Origin of the sequence: Streptosporangium becharense (assembly GCF_014204985.1) — a bacterium.
Classification (GTDB): Bacteria; Actinomycetota; Actinomycetes; order Streptosporangiales; family Streptosporangiaceae; genus Streptosporangium; species Streptosporangium becharense.
The window spans coordinates 2,844,725-2,865,375 of sequence record NZ_JACHMP010000001.1 but is presented as its reverse complement, the minus strand read 5'-3'; the positions used below and the strand labels follow the sequence as shown (position 1 = coordinate 2,865,375).

The 20,651-nt window shown below is 71.5% G+C and carries 20 protein-coding genes; 13 read left to right on the top strand and 7 right to left on the bottom strand.

Features of this window, described 5'->3' with window-relative positions; genetic code table 11:
• Positions 1 to 110: 110 nt before the first annotated feature.
• A complete protein-coding gene (locus F4562_RS12210) occupies positions 111 to 788 on the top strand; it encodes a hypothetical protein (RefSeq protein WP_184538585.1) in 678 nt (225 codons plus the stop codon).
• Complete coding sequence (locus F4562_RS12205; protein WP_221206142.1) at positions 785 to 1,717, top strand: hypothetical protein; 933 nt, start codon at positions 785 to 787, stop codon at positions 1,715 to 1,717. Before F4562_RS12210 ends, F4562_RS12205 begins: the two co-directional genes overlap by 4 nt.
• Positions 1,718 to 1,845: 128 nt before the next feature.
• Here F4562_RS12205 and F4562_RS12200 read toward each other — a convergent pair whose 3' ends face one another.
• The 5 genes from F4562_RS12200 to F4562_RS12180 all read right to left on the bottom strand — a co-directional run bounded on the left by F4562_RS12200 (position 1,846) and on the right by F4562_RS12180 (position 6,816).
• Positions 1,846 to 2,346, bottom strand: coding sequence for a methylated-DNA--[protein]-cysteine S-methyltransferase (locus F4562_RS12200; RefSeq protein ID WP_184538589.1), 501 nt, complete (start codon positions 2,344 to 2,346; stop codon positions 1,846 to 1,848).
• Positions 2,343 to 3,746: an AlkA N-terminal domain-containing protein gene (locus F4562_RS12195; protein ID WP_311733834.1), complete on the bottom strand. Its 1,404-nt coding sequence runs from the start codon at positions 3,744 to 3,746 to the stop codon at positions 2,343 to 2,345. The genes F4562_RS12200 and F4562_RS12195 overlap by 4 nt, the downstream gene beginning before the upstream one ends.
• A gap of 219 nt (positions 3,747 to 3,965) precedes the next feature.
• The gene (locus F4562_RS12190) at positions 3,966 to 4,907 is read right to left on the bottom strand and encodes an NYN domain-containing protein (RefSeq protein ID WP_184538593.1); all 942 of its coding nucleotides are present in this window, start codon (positions 4,905 to 4,907) and stop codon (positions 3,966 to 3,968) included.
• A 101-nt stretch (positions 4,908 to 5,008) separates the two neighbouring features.
• Positions 5,009 to 5,212, bottom strand: coding sequence for an acyl-CoA carboxylase subunit epsilon (locus F4562_RS12185; RefSeq protein ID WP_184538595.1), 204 nt, complete (start codon positions 5,210 to 5,212; stop codon positions 5,009 to 5,011).
• Positions 5,209 to 6,816 (bottom strand): acyl-CoA carboxylase subunit beta, encoded by a 1,608-nt coding sequence (locus F4562_RS12180; protein WP_184538597.1) that lies wholly within the window; start codon positions 6,814 to 6,816, stop codon positions 5,209 to 5,211. Before F4562_RS12180 ends, F4562_RS12185 begins: the two co-directional genes overlap by 4 nt.
• A gap of 112 nt (positions 6,817 to 6,928) precedes the next feature.
• Between F4562_RS12180 and F4562_RS12175 the strand changes: the two genes are divergently transcribed.
• From F4562_RS12175 to F4562_RS12165, 3 genes are all read left to right on the top strand, one after another.
• Positions 6,929 to 7,711, top strand: a complete 783-nt coding sequence (locus F4562_RS12175) for an ABC transporter ATP-binding protein (RefSeq protein WP_184538599.1) — start codon at positions 6,929 to 6,931, stop codon at positions 7,709 to 7,711.
• The gene (locus tag F4562_RS12170; RefSeq protein ID WP_311733835.1) at positions 7,687 to 9,456 is read left to right on the top strand and encodes a hypothetical protein; all 1,770 of its coding nucleotides are present in this window, start codon (positions 7,687 to 7,689) and stop codon (positions 9,454 to 9,456) included. The genes F4562_RS12175 and F4562_RS12170 overlap by 25 nt, the downstream gene beginning before the upstream one ends.
• Positions 9,457 to 9,521: 65 nt before the next feature.
• Positions 9,522 to 12,158 carry a phosphoenolpyruvate carboxylase gene (locus tag F4562_RS12165; protein ID WP_184538601.1) on the top strand — a complete coding sequence of 879 codons (2,637 nt, stop codon included), beginning with the start codon at positions 9,522 to 9,524 and terminating at the stop codon, positions 12,156 to 12,158.
• Positions 12,159 to 12,204: 46 nt separating this feature from the next.
• Here the strand turns inward: F4562_RS12165 and fdhD are convergent, their stop codons facing one another.
• Positions 12,205 to 13,104, bottom strand: a complete 900-nt coding sequence (gene fdhD / locus F4562_RS12160) for a formate dehydrogenase accessory sulfurtransferase FdhD (protein ID WP_184538603.1) — start codon at positions 13,102 to 13,104, stop codon at positions 12,205 to 12,207.
• Positions 13,105 to 13,258: 154 nt separating this feature from the next.
• Here fdhD and F4562_RS12155 point away from each other — a divergent pair, with 154 nt between their 5' ends.
• The 8 genes from F4562_RS12155 to F4562_RS12120 all read left to right on the top strand — a co-directional run bounded on the left by F4562_RS12155 (position 13,259) and on the right by F4562_RS12120 (position 19,806).
• The gene (locus tag F4562_RS12155; protein WP_184538605.1) at positions 13,259 to 14,083 is read left to right on the top strand and encodes a biotin--[acetyl-CoA-carboxylase] ligase; all 825 of its coding nucleotides are present in this window, start codon (positions 13,259 to 13,261) and stop codon (positions 14,081 to 14,083) included.
• 33 nt (positions 14,084 to 14,116) lie between these two features.
• A complete protein-coding gene (locus F4562_RS12150) occupies positions 14,117 to 14,635 on the top strand; it encodes a PH domain-containing protein (protein ID WP_184538607.1) in 519 nt (172 codons plus the stop codon).
• Between the two features lie 199 nt (positions 14,636 to 14,834).
• Positions 14,835 to 15,920, top strand: a complete 1,086-nt coding sequence (locus F4562_RS12145) for an S-(hydroxymethyl)mycothiol dehydrogenase (RefSeq protein WP_184538609.1) — start codon at positions 14,835 to 14,837, stop codon at positions 15,918 to 15,920.
• Positions 15,917 to 16,534, top strand: a complete 618-nt coding sequence (locus F4562_RS12140) for an MBL fold metallo-hydrolase (protein ID WP_184538611.1) — start codon at positions 15,917 to 15,919, stop codon at positions 16,532 to 16,534. Before F4562_RS12145 ends, F4562_RS12140 begins: the two co-directional genes overlap by 4 nt.
• 313 nt (positions 16,535 to 16,847) lie before the next feature.
• Positions 16,848 to 17,084, top strand: coding sequence for a (2Fe-2S)-binding protein (locus F4562_RS12135; RefSeq protein ID WP_312872110.1), 237 nt, complete (start codon positions 16,848 to 16,850; stop codon positions 17,082 to 17,084).
• 16 nt (positions 17,085 to 17,100) lie between these two features.
• A complete protein-coding gene (gene bfr, locus F4562_RS12130; RefSeq protein WP_184538615.1) occupies positions 17,101 to 17,583 on the top strand; it encodes a bacterioferritin in 483 nt (160 codons plus the stop codon).
• A gap of 273 nt (positions 17,584 to 17,856) precedes the next feature.
• On the top strand, positions 17,857 to 18,525 hold the full coding sequence (locus F4562_RS12125; protein WP_012888073.1) for a response regulator transcription factor: 669 nt from the start codon (positions 17,857 to 17,859) through the stop codon (positions 18,523 to 18,525).
• Positions 18,526 to 18,528: 3 nt separating this feature from the next.
• Positions 18,529 to 19,806: an ATP-binding protein gene (locus F4562_RS12120; RefSeq protein ID WP_184538618.1), complete on the top strand. Its 1,278-nt coding sequence runs from the start codon at positions 18,529 to 18,531 to the stop codon at positions 19,804 to 19,806.
• Between the two features lie 97 nt (positions 19,807 to 19,903).
• Here F4562_RS12120 and F4562_RS12115 read toward each other — a convergent pair whose 3' ends face one another.
• Positions 19,904 to 20,437, bottom strand: a complete 534-nt coding sequence (locus tag F4562_RS12115) for a GtrA family protein (protein WP_184538620.1) — start codon at positions 20,435 to 20,437, stop codon at positions 19,904 to 19,906.
• Positions 20,438 to 20,651: the final 214 nt, after the last annotated feature.

The following is a 20,651-nucleotide window of genomic DNA, read 5'->3' as shown; positions in this document are numbered from 1 at the left end:
TGACGGTGAACGGGCGGCCGGCGCTGGACGGCCGGGGAGAGGAGCGGCGCGTCATGCCGAATCGTGCATACCGGTGGTCCGTCGGATGGCGCGCTTCTAGCGTGCTCGGTATGCGTGCCGCGACCGCGCCGGCCCTGGCCTTCCTCCTGGTCGTCCTGGTCGTACTGCCGGGCTGCGCCTCGCCGCCCGCCCGTCCGTTCACCCCCGCCGATCTGCCCGCCGAGACGTCCGCCGGGCAGGCGTCGCCGGGGGGAACGCCCGGGGCCGGGGACGACGCGTCCCGTCCCGGCGGCGGGCCCCGGACGGAGACGGTCCGGGTCGCGCCCGGCCTCCGGCTGGTCGTCGAGTGGCCCGCCGCACCCGACGCCGACACGGCCGCGATGATCGGAGCATTCCGCGACTACTTCGCCGGCACGCTCAGAGCCGTCGCGAGCGGGGGCGACGACACCGCTTACCGCCGTCTGGTGGAGGGGGAGGCCAGCCGCCACGCCTACTCGTGGGTTCAGGAGTTCCTCGACGAGGGCCGGTCCCTGCGCGGCACGATGCGGCTGTACGCGTTGAACGTCAGCGCCGTCGTGGGGGCCGGCGCGCAGCTGGACATGTGCGTGGACCAGGCCCGGCTGAGCCTGCTGGACTCGGCGACCGGCAGGGAGATCACCTGGGGGGACAAGGGCGAGCCCTTCCTCCAGGCGGCGGGCATGCGGCGCTACGACGGCGGGGTCTGGAAGATCAAGGCGCTCCGCCACGCCGTGCTTCCCAGCGAACGAGCGAAGGGGTGCATTCGATGATCATGAACGTGATCGTCGCGGGTCTGCTGCTGCTCGATCCCGGTCCGCCGTCCCCCCAGGGCGACGGTTTCCAGGACGGACGCAGGGTGGGGGTCCAGCTGGCGAACTCCAAGATCGTAATCACCGGGACGGGGCTCGGCGCCAGGAGCGACGGCTACCGGATCAAACGCCCGTGCTGGTACGAACCCGGTAACAACGCGGCCGACATGCTGCAGTCGCAGGAGTCGGTGCGCGACTGGTGGTTCCGGTACACCGACAACCCCACGGAGGAGAAGTACCAGGAGTTCCTCAAGCAGTTCAGGGACAGGGTCGGCCAGGAGGGACGCTGGTGGTCGCCGGCGTACAACTCGGCCGATCCCGGTGGCCTGGCCTGCTGGATGGGGCTGGAACCCTTCGTGTGGGTGCCGCCCGGTACGACTCCGCCGGCCGGGATCACCGTCGCGGAGCTGGCCGAGATCGCCCGCGCCGCGCTGACCGTGCCGGAGCCGGAGATCGAGCTCAACCCGGACGCCAAGAGCTACGTCAACCTGCCGACCTGGGTCTGGTTGAGCGGTGTCGGGGAGACCACCCGGTCGGTGACCGCGACCCTTCCCGGTGTCATGAGCGCCACGGTGACCGCCACCCTGAGCGAGGTGCGGATCGACCCGGGCACCACCGCCGACCGGGCCGAGGTCAAGGAAGACTGCGGGCCCGCCGGCAGGCCGTACACCAAGGGGGGTGCGTTCACCTGCGGTGTCCGCTACCTGCGCGCCTCGATCGACCAGCCGCGTGACGTCTACGAGCTGACGGTCACCTCCGTCTGGACGGTCGACGTCGACGCCGAGGGCGGCGAGGTGCCGTTCGACTACGACCCGGTCGAGGTGGGGGCCACCCGCGACGTGCCCGTGGGCGAGGTGCAGAGCACCGTCAGGCGGCCGGCCGCCGGCTGATCACGCGGGGCGCCGGTGAATCCGGGGCGCCCGCGAATCCGAAAGGACGCCCGCAAGCCCGTCACCACCGCCCGCCCCGGCCCCACAGCCCGTCTCACGGCCCGCAGCCGTGCGCGCTTCCCGGAGGCTCAGCCGGACGCCTTCTCGTGGGCGAGCAGCCACTGCTTGACCGGGGTCCCGTAGTAGTAGCCGCCCAGCCCGCCGGCGGCTGGCAGGATGCGGTGGCAGGGGACGAACGGCGCGATCAGGTTCTGCGCGCACGCGCTCCCCGCGGCCCGCGCCGCGGTCCTGGGCAGGCCCGCCCGCTCGGCCAGCTCGGCGTAGCGGATCGTCGTGCCCGGCGGCACCGCGCGCAGGGCGGCGAGCAGCCGCAGGCGGGTGGGCGTGCCCGGCTGCTCCACCGCGACGGCGTCCAGGGCGAGCAGGTCGCCGTCCAGATAGTCGCGTACGGCCTGGGCCGGCTTGCCCAGGTCGTCCACTTCGGTCATCCCCTCGGCCCGGAGTCCGGGTGAGAGCCGCGCGAACATCAGCCCCGGGTCGGCGGTGAAGCCCGCCGCGACGACGACGCCCCCGCGGGCGAGCAGGGCCAGCGGCCCGGCCGGGGTGGGCAGAACCTGTGTCTCGATCATTCGGAACTCCAGAGGTGCAGTGCGGCGTAGGCGCGCCAGGGGCGCCACCGCTCGATGTGGTTGTCGGGAATGCCCAGGCAGGCCATGGCCCGCCGCAGTCCGAGGTCGCCGGCGGGCCAGGCGTCCGGGTCGCGCAGCGCCCGCAGCGCCACGTAGCTGCCGGTCCACGGCCCGATGCCGGGGATCTCCATCAGCCGGGCCACGACCTCGGCCGGTTCCTGCGCTCCGTCCAGGTCGATCTCGCCGCCCGCCACCTTCGCCGCGAGCGCCTTGAGCGTGGCCACCCGCCGTCCGGTCAACCCCAGCCCGCCGAGGTCGGCCTCGGCGAGCTCCGCGGCGGTCGGGAACAGGTGGGCCGGCTCCTCGCCCCCGATGGGGCGTCCGGCGCGCGCCGCGACGCGGCCGAGGATCGTACGGGCACCCGCGACGGAGATCTGCTGGCCGACCACCGCGCGGACCGCCACCTCGAACCCGTCCCAGGCACCGGGGACGCGAAGCCCGGGACGGGCGGCGACGAGCGGCGCCAGCGAGGTCTCGCCCAGGGCGGCCGAGATGGCCTCCGGGTCGGCGTCCAGGTCGAACAGGCGGCGGCAGCGGGCGACGATCCAGGCCAACCGGCGGGTGTCGTCGATGTCCACGTCCAGCCGGACGTGGTCCGGCCGCGGGGTGAGGGTCACCGTTCCCCCGGGGACGGCCCGTCGGTAGGACGTCCCGTCGACGTGCTCCAGGCCGGGAATCGCCCGTGCGCGAAGGAAGCGGATGAGCGTCCCGGCGTCGTACGGCTCGCGCCGGTGCAGCCGCAGAGTCAGCGCGTCGCCGGCGGCTCCGCGGCCGGTGGCGTCGCGCAGCTCACCCGGGGGGAAGCCGTACGTCTCCTTCATCACCGCGTTGAACTGCCGCACGCTCCCGAAACCGGCCGCGAACGCCACGTCGGTGATCGGCAGTCTGGTCTCGGTCAGCAGTTGCTTGGCCAGCAGCAGGCGTTTGGTCCTGGCCACGGCCAGCGGCCCCGCGCCGATCTCCGTGGTGAACAGCCGGTGCAGGTGCCGGCCGGTGATGTGCAGCCGCCCGGCCAGGCCCGTCACGCCGTCGTCGTCCGCCACGCCCTCGTCGATCAGCCGCAGTGCCCGGCCGACGAGGTCGCCCCGGTGGTCCCAGCCCGGGTCTCCGGGGCTCAGCTCCGGGCGGCACCGCCGGCACGGCCGGAACCCGGCGGCCTCGGCGGAGGCCGCGTGGCGGTAGAAGCGCACGTTGCGCGAGGAGGGGGTGCGTGCCGGGCAGATCGGCCGGCAGTAGATCCGGGTGGAGGTGACGGCCGTATAGAACCGCCCGTCGAAGCGGGCGTCCCGCGCGACCACCGCGCGGTAGCAGGAGGTGAAGTCGAGCTCTTTCACGGACACACCAACGACGCTATCCGCAGCGCAGCGGGTGGTGCTGGCGGGAATCGGACATGACCGTCGCGGTGCTCCGGGCATGGGGCCCCGGTCAGGGGGCGTGGCGGGGCACCGGGCGGGGGTTTCACCGGTGCCGGAGGAAGGAGGCCGCCGGGAGGGGCGGGGACGCCGGGAGGAGGGAGGCCGCCGGGAGGAGGGAGGCGGGGACGCCGGGGGAGGGCGGCGTCACTTGGAGGAGATGCCGACGCCGATCTCGAACTCTCGGTAGACGCGGGCCCAGAACCCGTCGCGCAGCCAGACGCGGGCCTCGGGGTAGGGACGCAGCGAGTGGCCCAGCTCCTTCTCCGCCTCGATGAGCAGCTCGGTGTCGATGACCGTGGGCAGGATCGGGCCGGGGAGCAGGTCGCGGATGTTGTCGCGGCCCCGGGTGAGGATCCACTTCTGGGCCACGTGCTCGCCGACCTCCTCCACGCGCGGGCGGCTGGGGCCCAGCTTGGTGACCGGGCCGGTGGGCAGCTTGGGCTTGGCGGGGGTGCGGCCGGCGAAGACCTGCGCGGGAGAGGGGGTGATGGGCGGGGCCGGCACCGGGACGGGGGCGGGAGCGCGGCTGAAGAACGCGCGCAGGAAGTCGGCACTGATGATCTCGACGGTGTCGGCCTCCCAGACGAGGCGCTCGGCCTGGTTGGTGCCGTACGGCGGCTCGACGCCCCACAGGTGGATGCGAACCCCGTACGCCTGGGCGGCCTCCACGGCCGGGACCATGTCCTCGTCGCCGGCGAGCAGGATGGTGTCGCTCACCGCGTGGTGCCTGGCCAGCGCCTCCAGGTCGCTCCGGATCTGCGCGTCCACGCCCTTCTGCTGGCCGCGCGCGTTCAGGTTGCCCAGGCGGACCTTGACCCAGGGGAGCTGGGCGATGACCCGCTGGTCCACGGTCGGCACCCGGTCGCGGGCCGCGTCGTACCAGTAGATGCGCAGCAGCTCGCCGTGGATGCGCGCCTCGGCGCGTTTCTGCAGCGCCTGGATGAGCTCGTCGGCCGCGACGCGGTACTCCTTGCGCTCCTTCGCCCCGAGGAGCACCTCGCCGGCGGCGGCGTAGAGATAGCCGACGTCGACGAGCACGGCGTACTTCGTACCGATGGGATGGGACATGAGGTCCGGGATGGTCATGGCGTCCTCCAGGCCTCTGAACTAGCTGATCGGCTGACTATATGCGCCCATTTCTTAGATGGTCCCAACTCTCGCGCAACTTGACACCCCGTTCTTGGGATCTATCTCGGCAACGCGCTCGCCCGCCAAGCCCCTTGCCCAGTTGCGAGAGGTTTTCGCATGTGATGCGAAGGATTGCGCCAGTATTCGGCCTTCTGTGGGGCTTTTATGGCGGCAATCCGGGCGGCGTGCGCCGAGAGGGCGATCACCACTGCGGCGATCTCCTCCGGCGTCGCGTCCCCCTTGATGATCTTCAGGTGTCTCACAGCGGGATGTTCCCATGCTTCTTCGGGGGCAGGGTGGCACGCTTGTTGCGCAGGGCCCGCAGGGCCCTGACGATCTGGACACGGGTGTCGCGCGGACGGATCACCGCGTCCACATACCCGCGTTCGGCCGCGAGATACGGGTTGGCGAGCGTGTCCTCGTACTCCGTGATCAACCTGGCCCGTTCGGCGTCCGGGTCGGCGGCCGAGGCCAGCTCCCGCCGGTGGAGGATGTTGACGGCGCCCTGCGCGCCCATCACCGCGATCTGCGCCGTCGGCCAGGCCAGGTTGATGTCGGCGCCCAGGTGCTTGGAACCCATGACGTCGTAGGCCCCACCGTACGCCTTGCGGGTGATGACCGTGACCAGGGGGACGGTCGCCTCGGCGTAGGCGTAGAGCAACTTGGCGCCCCGCCGGATGATCCCGTTCCATTCCTGGTCGGTGCCGGGGAGGAATCCCGGGACGTCGACGAAAGTGAGCACCGGAATGTTGAAGGCGTCGCAGGTGCGTACGAATCGCGCGGCTTTCTCCGACGCCGCGATGTCGAGCGTGCCGGCGAAACTCATCGGCTGGTTGGCCACGATCCCCACGGACCGCCCCTCGACCCGCCCGAAGCCCACGACGATGTTGGGGGCGAACTGCGCGTGCAGTTCCAGGAACTCACCGTCGTCCAGGACGTGCTCGACGACCGTGCGCATGTCGTACGGCTGGTTCGCCGAGTCGGGGATCAGCGTGTCGAGCTCGCGGTCCTCGTCGGTGGCCGACATGACCGGGTCGGCGTCGAAGACCGGGGGCTCGTCCATGTTGTTGGACGGCAGGTAGGACAGCAGCGCTCGGGCGAACTCCAGGCAGTCGGCCTCGTCGGCGGCCTCGTAGTGGGCGACGCCGGAGCGGGAGCTGTGCGTGTGGGCGCCGCCGAGCTCCTCGAACGTCACCTCCTCGCCGGTGACCGTCTTGATCACATCGGGGCCGGTGATGAACATGTGCGACTTCTCCGACACCATGAGCACGAAGTCGGTGAGCGCGGGGGAGTAGACCGCGCCGCCCGCGCAGGGCCCCATGATCAGGGAGATCTGCGGGATCACCCCCGAGGCGTGCACGTTCCGCTTGAAGATCTCGGCGTACAGGCCCAGGGAGACCACACCCTCCTGGATGCGGGCACCTCCGGAGTCGTTGATGCCGATCACCGGGCAGCCGGTCTTCAGTGAGTGGTCCATGACCTTGACGATCTTCTCGCCGAAGACCTCGCCGAGCGACCCGCCGAACACCGTGAAGTCCTGGGCGAACACCGCCACCGGGCGCCCGTCGACCGTGCCGTACCCGGTCACGACCCCGTCGCCGTACGGCCGCTCGCGATCCAGGCCGAAGTTGGCGGACCGGTGCCTGGCCAGCTCGTCGAACTCCACGAAGCTGCCCTCGTCGAGGAACTCCAGCACCCGCTCCCTGGCGGTCATCTTGCCCTTGGCGTGCTGCTTCTCCACGGCACGCGCCGAACCGGCGTGGGCGGCCTCGTCCAGACGCCGCTCCAGGTCGGCCAGCTTCCCTGCCGTCGTGTGGATGTCGGGCTCGACGGATGCCGCCTCGGCGGCTCTACGGGGCTCGCTCATCCCAGCAGGGTAACCGTTCCCTGACAGACGAACTATCGGGGGTCGCCGTTCGTTGCCGGTGCGGAGCCGGCCTGTCGCGGCGGGAGCGGATTTGGAAGGGTAGAGGACCGTGATGGACGTGATCGAGGCGGTACGCACACGAGGACTGGTCAAGAGATTCGGGCAGCAGGTGGCCGTGGGAGGCGTCGACCTGGTCGTGCCGCGCGGCAGCTTCGCCGGGCTGGTCGGTCCCAACGGAGCCGGGAAGACCACCACGCTGAGCATGGTCACCGGCCTGCTCCGCCCCGACGAGGGCCAGGTCCTCGTCGACGGCGCCGACGCCTGGCGCGACCAGGTGGCGGTCAAGAGCCGCATCGGCGTGCTCCCCGAGGGGCTGCGGCTGTTCGAGCGCCTGTCCGGCCGGGAGCTGCTGTCCTACAACGGCCAGCTCCGCGGCATCCCGGCGGCCGAGGTGGAGCAGCGGGCCGAGGAACTGCTGAGGGTCATGGACCTGACCGACTCGGCCGACAAGCTCGTCGTCGACTACTCCACCGGCATGCGCAAGAAGATAGGGCTGGCCGCCGCGCTGCTGCACAACCCCGCGGTGCTCTTCCTGGACGAGCCGTTCGAGGGCGTCGACCCGGTCAGCGCCAACACGCTGGTCGAGGTCCTCCGGCGCTACACCGCCTCCGGCGCGACGGTCGTCTTCTCCAGCCACGTCATGGAGCTCGTCGAGCGCCTGTGCGACTGGGTCTCGGTGATGAACCGCGGCCGGATCGTCGCCCAGGGGCCGCTGGACGAGATCCGCGCCGGCCGCAGCCTCAACGAGGCGTTCCTCGGCCTGGTCGGTGCCCGCGGTGACGGCGGCGGCAGTGGAGAGGAGGGGCTGTCGTGGCTGGGCGCGACCTCGGCGTGAGCGCGGAAGACCCCCGCAGGGACGACATGGGCACGACGGACCCGGCGACCGCGGGGGCCGCCGGCACGGACGGCACGGACGGCACGGACGGCACGGACGGTGCTGCACACATGAGGGCGGCCGCGGGTGGACGGCGGGCCGGCGGCGCCGCACGCGTGGGGCCCGACGGCGCCGCGCGCGTGGGGCCGGGGGTCTTCGTCCGGCTCAAGATGCGGCTGGTCGCGGGCAACCTGCGGGGCAGCACCCAGCGCATGCTCGGGTTCACTCTCACGCTGGTCCTGGCGGTCGTCGTCGCGGGGTTCGGGTTCCTGTCGATGGCCATGCTCCGGATGGCCGGCCCGGACGTCGCCGCGGACACGGTGACCGTGCTGTTCACCTTCATCCTGGTCGGCTGGGCGGTCGTGCCGCTGCTGGCGTTCGGCCTGGACGACACGCTCGACCCGTCCCGGCTGGCGCTGTTCCCACTGCGCACCGGCCAGCTCGCGGCCGGCATGTTCGCCGCCTCGGCCACCGGCGTCTGGCCGGTCGCCACGCTGATCGTCATGATCGGGGCCGTCGTCGGCCTGGCCGGCGGGGTGGGCGGGGCACTCCTGGGGGTGATCGCGGTGCTGCTGCTGTTCGCGCTCTGCATCGTGGTCTCCCGGCTGATCACCACCTCCCTGTCGGGCGTCCTGCGCACCCGCAGGGGCCGCGACGTGCTCGCCGTCTCGGTGATCTTCTTCATCCTGGCGGCCCAGCTGCCCAACCTGCTGCTCAACGGCGGTCTGTCCGCCGACCCGCAGGCGATGCTGCGCGGCCTCGCCTCGGTGCTGCGCTGGACCCCGTCGGGCATGGCCGCGCACGCGATCTCCGACGCCGGTTTCCTGGCGGTCGCCGAGCTGGCCCTGCTCGCCGTCCTCGCCGTGGCCGCCGGGTGGCTGTGGATCGCCGCGCTGCGCCGGGCCCTGGTCACGACGGACGCCTCCACCGAGGGCGCCTCGGTGCGCACCACCAGGAGCCTGCTGGCCAGGGTCCTGCCCGACGGTCCGCTCGCCGCGGTCGCGGTCAAGGAGCTCAAGTACGCCCGCCGCGACCCCCGGGGCCGGGTCGGCTGGTTCGCCGCCATCGCGGTCACCGGGATCATGGCCTTCTCGCTGAGCCGCGACGCCGACGGCCACGCCGGGATCGCGCTGGCCGTCGGCCCCGCCTGCCTCGGGGCGGTGATGATCGGCCTGCAGTCGTGCAACGCGTTCGGCATCGACGGCCGCTCCCTGTGGATGAACGCCACGACCTACGCGACCGACCGGGCCTGGCGGACCGACCTGGCCGGGCGGCACCTGGCGGTGGCGACGATCGCGGTCCCGCTGCTGGCCGTGCTCGCGGCGGTCGTGGCCTTCCTGGCCGGGAACCTCCTGTGGGCGATCCCGGTGGTGCTCCTCGCCTGGGGCGTCCTGGGGGTGGGGCTCGGCGTGGGCTCGCTGACCAGTGTGTCCATGCCCTACACCGTGCCCGAGCGGCTCAACGCCTTCACCGGCGCGGCACCGGGCCAGGGCGGTGTCGCCTTCGCGGCGTCGTTCGGCGCGATGATCGGCACCGGCCTGCTCGCCCTCCCGGTCATGGTGCCGGTGGGGCTGGGCCTGACCTGGGTCAGCGTGCTGGCGGTGCCGTACGGGCTGCTGGTCTCCTGGGGCGGCCGGCGGGTCGCCGCGAAGGTCGTCTCCGGCCGGTACCCGGAGCTGCTGGAGGCCGTCTCCAAGGCCGCGTGAATGGTCTAGTCCAATGGGTGAGACCGGTCGGCGCCGGAGAAAACCGACTGGGTACGCTGACGAACATGTCCGCCACCGTGTCCCATCAGGTAGAGCGCTCCTCCGCCGTCACCGAGATGCCCGACGAGCTGCGCGCGGACGTGCGGCTGCTCGGCGAGCTCCTGGGGCAGGTCATCGCCGAGCATGGCGGCGACGACCTGCTCGCCGACGTCGAACGACTGAGAAAGGCCGTCATCGGAGCCCGTCGCGGAAAGGTCTCGGTCGACGAGATCACCGCGATGGTGGCCGAGTGGCCGATCGACCGCGCGGTGCAGATCGCCCGCGCCTTCACGTGTTACTTCCACCTCGCCAACCTGGCCGAGGAGCACTTCCGGATCCGCACGCTCCGGGTCCGCGACACCGGCGAGGAGCCGCTGCCGGAGTCGCTGGCCCAGGCCGTCCAGGAGCTCGGCGGGGAGAAGGTCGCCGACCTCGTCGGGCGGCTGCGCCTGCACCCGGTGCTGACCGCGCACCCGACCGAGGCCCGCCGCCGCGCGGTGGTCACCGCGATCCAGCGGATCAGCACCCAGCTGTCGGCGTACAACAGCCCCGAGCGGGGTGCCGCCGAGCGGGCCGAGACCCGGCGGCGGCTGCTGGAGGAGATCGACCTGCTGTGGCGCACCGCCCAGCTCAGGTCCACCAAGCTCGACCCGCTGGACGAGGTCCGCACCGCCATGGCGGCCTTCGACGAGACCCTGTTCCGGGTGGTGCCGCTGGTCTACCGTGCCCTGGACGCCGCGCTCGGCGGGGGCGGGGGCACCGAGGAGCCGCGGGCGCGCGCGTTCATCCGGTACGGCAGCTGGATCGGCGGCGACCGCGACGGCAACCCCAACGTCACCGCCAAGGTGACCCGGGACGCCGTGCTCATCCAGGCCGAGCACGTCCTGATCGCCCTGGAGAACGCCACGCTCAGGATCGGCCGTTCCCTGACCCTCACCGCCGCCTACACCCCGGCCTCGGCCGACCTGCGGGCCGCGCTGGCGAGCGCCGAGAACGACCACCCCGACCTGGTGTCGGAGATGGCCACCCGCTCCCCGCGGGAACCGCACCGGCAGTGGCTGATGTTCGTCGCCGCGCGGATCGCGGCCACCCGGCAGCGTGGGCTCGACCTGGCCTACCGTTCGCCGGCGGAGCTCCTGGTCGACCTGCGCGTCGCCCAGGAGTCGCTGGTGGCGGCCGGGGCCAGGCGGCAGGCGTACGGGGAACTGCAGAACCTGATCTGGCAGGTGGAGACGTTCGGTTTCCACCTGGCCGAGTTGGAGGTCCGCCAGCACTCGCAGGTGCACGCCGCCGCGCTGGAGGAGATCGCCGCGGGACGCACCTCGGAGCGGACCGAGGAGGTCCTGGCCACGATCCGCACCATCGCCTGGATCCAGGAACGGTTCGGCACGACGGCCTGCTCCCGTTACGTCGTCTCCTTCACCCGCTCGGCCGACGACATCGCCGCGGTGTACGCGCTGGCCGAGCACGCGCTGGGCGAGCGGGCGCCGAGGCTGGACGTGGTCCCGCTGTTCGAGTCGGGTGCCGACCTGGCCGGAGCCCCCACCGTGCTGTCGGGCATGTTGGAGATCCCGGCCGTCCGGGCCCGGCTGGCCGTCGACCGGCGGCTGGAGGTCATGCTCGGCTACTCCGACTCCGCCAAGGAGCTCGGCCCGGCCGCGGCGACCCTGAAGCTCTACGAGACCCAGGAGGCGCTGGCCGCCTGGTCGGCCGAGCACGGCGTGCCGCTGACGCTCTTCCACGGCCGGGGCGGGGCGCTCGGCCGGGGCGGCGGCCCGGCCAACCGCGCCGTCCTCGCCCAGGCGCCCGGGTCGGTCGGCGGCCGGTTCAAGGTCACCGAGCAGGGCGAGGTCATCTTCGCCCGCTACGGCCATGAGGCCATCGCCCGCCGCCACATGGAGCAGGTCACCTCGGCGGTGCTGCTGGCCTCCACGCCGTCGATCGAGGCGCGCACCGCCGAGGCGGCGGGACGCTTCCGCGAGGTGGCCGCGCGGGTCGCCTCCGCCTCGGAGAAGGCCTACCGGCAGCTGACCGAGGCGCCCGGCTTCCCGGAGTGGTTCTCCCTGGTCAGCCCGCTGGAGGAGATCGGTTCACTCCGCCTGGGCTCCCGCCCGGCCCGGCGCGGGCTCGGCGCACCCCGCTCCCTGGACGATCTGCGGGCCATCCCGTGGGTGTTCGCCTGGGCCCAGACGCGGGTCAACCTGCCCGGCTGGTACGGCCTGGGCAGCGGCCTGCAGGCGGTGGTCTCCGAGTCGGGCCTGGAGGAGCTGCGCGCCGCCTACCGGGAGTGGCCGCTGTTCGCCTCACTGCTGGACAACGTCGAGATGTCGCTGGCCAAGACCGACCGGGACATCGCCGCCCGGTACCTGGCGCTCGGCGCCCGGGACGACTTCGTCGAGCAGGTCCTCGCCGAGTACGACCTGACCCGCCGTCTCGTCCTGGAGACCACCGGCCACACCCGCCTGCTGGAGAACCGCCGGGTCCTGTCGCGTGCGGTGCAGCTGCGCGACCCGTACGTGGACGCGCTCTCCCACCTGCAACTGCGCGCGCTGTCCACGCTCCGCGCCGACGAGGGGTTGTCCGATCAGGACCGGGAGCGGCTGTCCACGCTGCTGCTGCTGTCGGTCAACGGCGTCGCCGCCGGTCTGCAGAACACCGGCTGATCCGGCCCGCGCGGGCGGGCCGCCGGCCCGCCCGCGCGGCTGCCGCTCAGACGCCGACGCGCTCCGGGGCCGAGTAGAGGTTGAAGCGCTCCCCGCGCAGGAACCCGACCAGGGTCATCCCGAACTCCCTCGCCAGGTCCACGGCGAGGGAGGAGGGCGCCGACACCGCGCAGACGACCGGCAGGCCCGCGGTCAGCGCCTTCTGCATGATCTCGTAGCTGGTCCGGCCGCTGACCATGAGCAGGTGCCCGCCCAGCGGCAGCCTGCCGCCCATCAGCGCCCAGCCGACCAGCTTGTCCACCGCGTTGTGCCGCCCCACGTCCTCGCGGACCGCCACCGCCTCGCCCAGCGGGGTGAACAGGCCCGCGGCGTGCAACCCGCCGGTCTTGCCGAAGACGCTCTGTGCCCTGCGCAGCCGCTCCGGCAGGGCGTACAGGACCTCCGGGGAGACGCGCAGGCCGTCGTCGCCCGGCGGGAGCGACGGGCACCGGTCGCGCAGGGCGTCCAGGCTCGCGCTGCCGCAGACGCCGCACGCGCTGGAGGTCGTGAAGTGCCGCTCCAGCGCGGGCAGGTCGGGCAGCCCGCCGCGCAGCCGCACGGTCACCGTGTTGTAGCGGGCCTGCGGCGGCACGTCCTCATCGGTGCAGTAGGCGATGGACGCGACGTCGGCGGGGGACACGACGCCCTCGCCGTACAGGAACCCGGCGGCCAGTTCGAAGTCGTGCCCGGGGGTCCGCATGGTGATCGCGACCGTGCGGCGTGCCCCGCCCGCCTGGATCCGGATCTCCAGGGGCTCCTCGGTGGCCAGGTCATCGCGGCGCTCCACCGCGGTGCCGGCCCGGACCTGGGTGATCCGGGCCCGGGTGGTCGGCCCGGAGCGGCCGTCCGGCCCGTGCCCGCCGATCCCGGGGGGCCGCGGACCGGGGGGCTCGGAAGGTCTGCTCATGTGGCCATCTTCCCGTCGTCGCCGCCGTCCGGACCGCCTCCGCCCTGCCCAGGGGCGAGGCGGAGGCCCGTTTCCCCCGTATTCCGTAACAGTACTCCCTGGTCATTGCCGTAATTCGGTAACAGCGGGTCGTTAGTGGAGGCAAGATGGCTAAGTGCTCGACTCGCCCTTCACCGATCTCGACCGCCCGCCGCTCTCCGAGGCGGCGCTCAACCGCGCGCTGGTCCGTCCCGGCTCCCTCTGGTCCGGCATCAGGGTCGTCGACCGGACCGGATCGACCAACGCCGACCTCGCACAGGCCGTACGCGACGGGGCACGGCAGGGAGCCGTCGTCATCGCCGAGTCCCAGTTCGCCGGCCGCGGCAGGCTCGGCAGGGTCTGGAGCGTCCCACCGCGCTCGGGACTGACGTTCTCGGTGCTGCTGCGTCCCGACCCCTCGCCGGTCCGGCAGAGCTGGCTGCCGCTGCTGGTCGGCCTGGCGGTGGCCTCGGCCGTGCGCAAGGTCGCCGAGGTGGACGTCCGCCTCAAGTGGCCCAACGACCTGCTGATCGGTGAGCGCAAGCTCGCAGGGGTGCTCGCCGAGCGGGTCGACAGCGCGGTCGTCGTGGGCGTGGGGCTGAACGTGAGCGTTCGCGCCGAGGAGCTTCCGGTGGAGACCGCCACCTCGCTGGCCGTCGAGGAGGCCGCCTGCGTCGACCGCGACCCGATCATCCGGGCCGCGCTGCGGGAGATCGAGGCCCACTACCGCGAGTGGTCCGAGGCCGACGGCGACGCCGACGCCTGCGGCCTGCGCGCCGCCTACCTCGCGGCCAGCGCCACGGTCGGCCGCGAGATCAGGGTGGAGCTGCCCGGCGAGCGGGTGCTCACCGGCACGGCCACCGGCATCGACGACGCGGGTCACCTGATCGTCGCCTCCGATGGGAAGGAGCACACGCTCAGCGTGGGCGACGTCGTGCACGTGCGTCCGCACGCCTCCTGACGTCAGGCGTGCGGGCATGCCACGATTTGCCCCATGGGTCTACCCGATCACCAGATGACGGAGGGGGAACGGCGCATCCGGTCGTTCCGCCCCCACTGGAAGCGCCTCATCGTCCCGTTCCTCGCGATGATCCTGATCATCGTGGCGTCGGGTGCCGCCATGTTCTTCATGCCCGCCTTCGAGTACGCCTCCTACGCGCTCCTCGCCGTGGCCGTGATCACCGTCGGGCTCCTCACCGTGTGGTCCTTCGTGCCGTACCTGAGATGGAAGAACACCGCGTACGTGCTCACCTCGCACCGGTTCACCATCAGCACGGGAGTGCTGGGCAAGTCCGTCGACGACATCCCGATGAGCAAGGTCACCACGGTCAGCGCCGACCAGACCCTGCTGGAGCGGATGCTCGGCTGCGGCACGCTCGTCATCGAGTCGGCCGGCGACCAGGGCCGGGTGACGCTGCGCGACATCCCGCACATCCAGGACGTCCGGGCCGAGCTGTTCCGGGCGCTCGACGAGGCGGCCGACGAGGAGCTCTCCGAGCGCGGCGGCCGGTGACCCCGGCCGTCCGCAGGGTGCGCGTCCGTGCCCTGCGAGCCGGGGCACGGACGCGCGTCCGTGCCCCGCGACCTGGGGCCGGGCCGTCAGCGCCGCGCCGAACTGGTAATCATTGAGACAGGGCACGCTTCCGCAGGCTGTTCGACCGTAGGCGGGCTCGTGGGGCCCGCAGAGTTCAAGACCAGATGAGGTGCAGCAAATGCCGTACACCGTGCAAGGCGTGGTCGCGCGTGGCAAGGGAGAGCCGGTCTCGCTGGAGACCGTGATCGTGCCCGACCCGGGCCCCGGCGAGGCGGTGGTCACCGTCCAGGCGTGCGGGGTCTGCCACACCGACCTGCACTACCGCGAGGGCGGGATCAACGACGACTTCCCGTTCCTGCTCGGCCACGAGGCCGCCGGGGTGGTCGAGGCGGTCGGCGAGGGCGTCACCGAGGTCGCCCCCGGCGACTTCGTGATCCTGAACTGGCGGGCGGTGTGCGGCCGGTGCCGCGCCTGCCTGCGCGGGCGCCCGTGGTACTGCTTCAACACCCACAACGCCACGCAGAAGATGACCCTGGAGGACGGCACCGAGCTGTCTGCGGCGCTGGGCATCGGCGCGTTCGCCGAGAAGACCCTGGTCGCGGCCGGACAGTGCACCAAGGTCGACCAGGCGGCGGCCGCGACGGTGGCCGGGCTGCTGGGCTGCGGGGTGATGGCGGGCATCGGCGCGGCGATCAACACCGGCGGCGTGACCCGCGGCGACAGTGTGGCCGTGATCGGCTGCGGCGGGGTCGGTGACGCGGCGATCCTGGGGGCGTCGCTGGCCGGCGCCTCGAAGATCATCGCGGTGGACGTGGACGACCGCAAGCTCGGCTGGGCCACGGACTTCGGCGCCACCCACACGGTCAACTCCCGCCAGAGCGATCCGGTGGAGGCGATCCGGGAGCTGACCGGCGGGTTCGGCGCGGACGTGGTCATCGAGGCGGTCGGCCGCCCGGAGACCTACAAGCAGGCCTTCTACGCCCGCGACCTGGCCGGGACCGTGGTGCTGGTCGGCGTGCCCACCCCGGAGATGACGCTGGAGCTGCCGCTGCTGGACGTCTTCGGCCGCGGCGGCGCGCTGAAGTCCTCCTGGTACGGCGACTGCCTGCCCAGCCGCGACTTCCCGATGCTCATCGACCTGTACCTGCAGGGCCGCCTGGATCTGGACCGGTTCGTCTCCGAGACGATCGGCCTGGGCGACGTCGAGGACGCCTTCGCCAAGATGCACCGCGGCGAGGTGCTGCGCTCGGTGGTGGTCCTGTGATCGACAAGGTCGTCACCTCCGGCACGTTCTCCCTCGACGGCGGCACCTGGGACGTCGACAACAACGTCTGGCTGGTCGGTTCGGCCGGCGAGGTGCTCATCATCGACGCCGCGCACGACGCCGCCGCGATCGCCGAGCGGGTCGGCGACCGCAGGGTGACCGCGATCGTGTGCACCCACGCGCACAACGACCACATCAACGCCGCGGCCGACCTCGCCGCCAGGGTGGACGCGCCGATCCTGCTGCACCCGGACGACCGGGAGCTGTGGGAGATGGTCCACCCCGGACGGTCCTTCACCCCGCTGGCCGACGGCCAGGTGCTGACCGCCGGCGGGATCGAGCTGACCGTGCTGCACACCCCGGGCCACGCGCCCGGCGCGGTCTGCCTGCACGCCCCGCGGCTGGGGGCGGTCTTCACCGGCGACACCCTGTTCCGGGGCGGTCCCGGCGCGACCGGGCGGTCGTTCTCCTCCTTCGACACGATCATCGAGTCGATCACCAAGCGGCTGCTCACCCTGCCGCCGGAGACGGTGGTGCACACCGGCCACGGCGACTCCACCGTGATCGGCGACGAGGCCCCGCACCTGGAGGAGTGGCTGGCCAGGGGGCACTGAGCGCCTGAAGGAAGGCGGGCCCGGCCGTCGCGCCTTTTCCGCCCGTCTCTCTCGCTCTGCGTGTCTGCCGGCCGCATGCCTCGATGCCTGCGTCCGCTGTCCGCATGCCTCCGTCCGCGCGTCCCGGTTCCGGCCGGGGCGCGCGGACGTGTTTCCGGGCCGTTCGCGGGCGTTCGCGGGCGTTCGCGAGAGGGGATCGCACGATGGGAATACCGCGCCGGGAATCTCGTGCCGGGAATTTCCCGGGAGATTTGTGATCAAGACAGAGGGATTACGGTTTTGTGTCCTAGTTCACGTAGGCAAGCCTAACCGAATGAGCTACCTTAGGTGTGCCTTACCTATGCTAAGCTCCTCGAAAGGTCGCACCCCCGTGTATGTATGCGTCTGCCGCGCGGTAACCGAGAACGAGGTGCACGACTGCATCGCGGCAGGAGCCAAGAGCGCACGACAGATTCGTGACGCGACGGGTGCCGGTGGCGACTGCGCTTCTTGCGTGCGCAAGATTTGTGCGATCCTGAAGCGGTCTGAAAATTTGATGCCGACCGCATAGCACGAGGAGCCCGCCGATGCAGGGCGACAAGCAGATCATCGAACTTCTCAACGAGCAGCTCACCGCCGAGCTGACCGCGATCAACCAGTACTTCCTGCACGCCAAGATGCAGGAGAACTGGGGATACACCAAGCTGGCGAAGTACACCCGCGAAGAGTCCATCGACGAGATGCGCCACGCGGAGAAGCTGACCGACCGCATCCTCTTCCTTGAAGGCCTGCCCAACTACCAGAGGCTCGGCACCCTCCACATCGGCCAGACCGTCGCCGAGCAGCTCCGCGCCGACCTGGAGGTCGAGCTGGAGGTGGTCAGGCGGATCAGACCGGCCATCGTCCTCATGCGCGAGAAGGGCGACCACACCTCGGCGCGTCTCTTCGAGGAGATCCTCGAGGACGAGGAGCACCACATCGACTACCTGGAGACCGAACTGGGGCTCATCGACAGCCTCGGCGAGCAGCTCTACCTCGCGCGCTACGCGGAGCCGCCGTCGGCCTCCTGAGCGCGTCCGCTGACACGTTCAGGGTGAATTGTCCCGAACACGCCCGCCAGACCCTCTCTGGCTGGGCGTGTTCTGTTCTGTCGGTTACCCTCGCAGAGAGGCTGTGCTTTCCAGGAACTTCCGAGGTGGGAGCCGTACTCCGCGCCCCTCGGCCGTTGCGGGATGACTATCCGGGATTTATCAGTGTTTGCCCAGGTCAATGGATAGGTCAACGACGAGTCAAACCGCGCGCTGCGCCGGGGAAACGATCCCCTAAGGTCCTACGATCGCAACATGACCTGTGTACTACTCGCCGAGGATGACACCTCGATCTCAGAGCCACTGGCGCGAGCCCTGCGCCGCGAGGGTTATCAAGTTGAGGTGAGCCCCGACGGCCCGCAGGCTCTGGAGCGGGCTCTGTCGGGTGGCATCGACCTGATCGTTCTCGACCTGGGGCTGCCCGAGATGGACGGCCTGGAAGTGGCCAGGCGCATCCGCGCCGAGGGCCACGGCACTCCCGTGCTGATCCTCACCGCCCGGGTCGACGAGGTCGACACCGTCGTGGGTCTCGACGCCGGGGCCGACGACTACGTCACCAAGCCTTTCCGTCTCGCCGAGCTGCTGGCGCGCGTGCGCGCTCTGCTGCGGCGGGGCACGTCCGAGACGCCCGTGGTGCAGGGGGTGCGGATCGACGCCGACTCCCGCCGCGCCTGGATGGGCGACAAGGAGCTGCATCTGACGACCAAGGAATTCGACCTGCTGCGTGTGCTGGTACGCGACGCCGGCAAGGTGGTCACCCGAGAGCAGATCATGCGCGAGGTGTGGGACACCAACTGGTGGGGTTCCACCAAGACCCTGGACATGCACATCTCGTGGCTGCGCCGCAAACTGGGCGACGACGCCGCCAAGCCGCGTTACATCACGACGGTTCGAGGGGTCGGCTTCAGGTTCGAACGCGAGTAGGGAATGCGCCGCCGACTGCTCTCCTCCACTCTCCTCGTCGCGGTCATCGCGGTGTTGCTGCTCGGCATCCCCCTCGGTGTGGCGGTCGACCGGCTCATCGAGGAGGAGGCGACGCAGGAGCTCTCCTCGCAGGCCAAGAACCTGTTGCAGGAGGTGGAGTACGCCCGGATCAAGGACCAGCCCATCGATGACCAGCAGCTGGAGCAGAAGTACCCCGATCGGTACATCCAGATCTACGCCCGGGGAACCCCCGACCAGCTGATCACGGTGGGCACCGCACCGGCCGAAAGTCAGAAGATGACCGAGGACGCGCTGTCCGAGAGCGGCGTGTACATCGTGGTCAGCCGTGACAAGACAGAGGTCGAGCACGAGGTCCGCGCGTGGCTCCTGCTCATCCTCGGGCTCGCCGCGGCCGCCCTCGCGGTCGCGGTCGGGCTCGCCATCGTCCAGTCCCGCCGCCTGACGCTCCCGCTCCGCGACCTCGCGATGATCGCTGAGCGGCTGGGCTCCGGCGACGCCCGGCCCAGCAAACACCGCTACGGCATCCATGAGCTCGACCGGGTGGCCGAGGTGCTCGACCGCAGCGCCACCCGCATCTCCGACCTGCTCTCCCGGGAGCGCGAGTTCGCCACCGACGCCTCGCACCAGCTCCGCACCCCGCTCACCGGCCTCACCATGCGGCTGGAGGAGATCGTCGCCGCGGCTCACGAACCCGCGATCGTCAAGGAGGAGGGCGAGGCCGCGATCGTCCAGGCCGAACGCCTCACCGCGGTGATCGACGAGCTGCTCGCCGCCGCCAGGCGGCAGCGCCACGCGCAGGCCGAGGTCATCGAGCTCGACGCGCTGCTCGACCAGCAGTTCATCGAGTGGGGCCCGGCCTTCCGCCGGGTGGGCCGGAAGCTGAAACTCGCCGGGACCCGCGAACTCCAGGCGCTGGGCACCAGCGGCGGCATCAGCCAGGTGGTCTCCACCCTGCTGGAGAACTCCCTGGAGCACGGCGGCGGCACGGTCACGGTGACCACCAGCGACAAGGACAGGTCGATCGTCATCGAGGTGGCCGACCAGGGCCCCGGCATCCCCGACGAGCTCGCCCCCCGCGTGTTCGAACGCAACGTGAGCGGACGGGGGGGCACCGGTCTCGGCCTGCCCCTCGCCCGGGCACTGGCCGCCGCCGACGGCGGACGCCTGGAGCTCGTACGGCCCCGGCCGGCGGCGTTCGCCTTCTTCCTGCGCCAGGTCGGCGACAGCGGCAGGAACCGCGTGGTGAGCGGCCCGGCCTGAGACCGGCCGGGCGGTCGCGTGGTAAGCGGCTTCGGCCGAAGGACCGGCGGGGAGACTTTGACTGAAGGACCGGCGTGGCGGCGCGGCGGGCCCCGCGCTACCGGCGGGTCGGGGAGGTGCTGTCCTCGGCGGCCTTGTTCAGCAGGTAGACGTGGCCGTTGACCTGGCTGCCCGCGTTCGGCGCCGGCGGGACCGGCTCCGCGCCGGGGAGGAAGACCCACTTCTTGTACGACCAGAACCGGAACAGGGTGCCCAGACCGGTGCCGATCAGCATGGCGATGTTGTAGCTCACCGGGTCTTCCAGCCCGAGGGTGTACGTGACGAAGCCGATCACCAGCAGCGAGATCAGCAGCCCGACGGCGTTGAGCACGAAGAACAGGAAGTACTCGCGGGCGAGCCCGCTCTGCTCGCGGTGCCGGAAGGTCCAGTAGCGGTTGCCGGCGTAGGCGACGGTGGCCGCGACGACCGTGGCGATGACCTTCGAGCTCAGCGGGCCCACGTCCAGGCCGAACCGGAGAAGGTTGGTGCCGCCGGTGTCGATCACGAACGCGATCGCCCCGATGACGCCGAACTTCGCCAGCTCATGGGCCAGGGCGATGATTCGCTGGTAGGCGTGTCGGAGAAACTGCACGTTTCCTGCACGGTCCTTTCGGAGGTCGGCCGCTGATCCGCCACGTGGAGGACCTCGAACACTATGCGGTCAGGCTACCGGTGCGCCGGGGAGACCTGTGTGATGTTGCCCCCCTGTTGTACACAGTGGTCAGTCAAGAACATTTCACGAGATATCCCGTATCGGTGGGTCTCGTCGCTGGTCGGGGCCCGAATCCGGGCCGGTAGACTCGACC

Coding starts and splice junctions, on each gene's coding strand:
- F4562_RS12210 (WP_184538585.1), top strand. CDS start 111: ATGCGTGCCGCGACCGCGCCGGCCCTGGCCTTCCTCCTGGTCGTCCTG.
- F4562_RS12205 (WP_221206142.1), top strand. CDS start 785: ATGATCATGAACGTGATCGTCGCGGGTCTGCTGCTGCTCGATCCCGGT.
- F4562_RS12200 (WP_184538589.1), bottom strand. CDS start 2,346: ATGATCGAGACACAGGTTCTGCCCACCCCGGCCGGGCCGCTGGCCCTG.
- F4562_RS12190 (WP_184538593.1), bottom strand. CDS start 4,907: ATGACCATCCCGGACCTCATGTCCCATCCCATCGGTACGAAGTACGCC.
- F4562_RS12180 (WP_184538597.1), bottom strand. CDS start 6,816: ATGAGCGAGCCCCGTAGAGCCGCCGAGGCGGCATCCGTCGAGCCCGAC.
- F4562_RS12175 (WP_184538599.1), top strand. CDS start 6,929: ATGGACGTGATCGAGGCGGTACGCACACGAGGACTGGTCAAGAGATTC.
- F4562_RS12165 (WP_184538601.1), top strand. CDS start 9,522: ATGTCCGCCACCGTGTCCCATCAGGTAGAGCGCTCCTCCGCCGTCACC.
- fdhD (WP_184538603.1), bottom strand. CDS start 13,104: ATGAGCAGACCTTCCGAGCCCCCCGGTCCGCGGCCCCCCGGGATCGGC.
- F4562_RS12150 (WP_184538607.1), top strand. CDS start 14,117: ATGGGTCTACCCGATCACCAGATGACGGAGGGGGAACGGCGCATCCGG.
- F4562_RS12145 (WP_184538609.1), top strand. CDS start 14,835: ATGCCGTACACCGTGCAAGGCGTGGTCGCGCGTGGCAAGGGAGAGCCG.
- F4562_RS12135 (WP_312872110.1), top strand. CDS start 16,848: ATGAGCTACCTTAGGTGTGCCTTACCTATGCTAAGCTCCTCGAAAGGT.
- bfr (WP_184538615.1), top strand. CDS start 17,101: ATGCAGGGCGACAAGCAGATCATCGAACTTCTCAACGAGCAGCTCACC.
- F4562_RS12125 (WP_012888073.1), top strand. CDS start 17,857: ATGACCTGTGTACTACTCGCCGAGGATGACACCTCGATCTCAGAGCCA.
- F4562_RS12120 (WP_184538618.1), top strand. CDS start 18,529: ATGCGCCGCCGACTGCTCTCCTCCACTCTCCTCGTCGCGGTCATCGCG.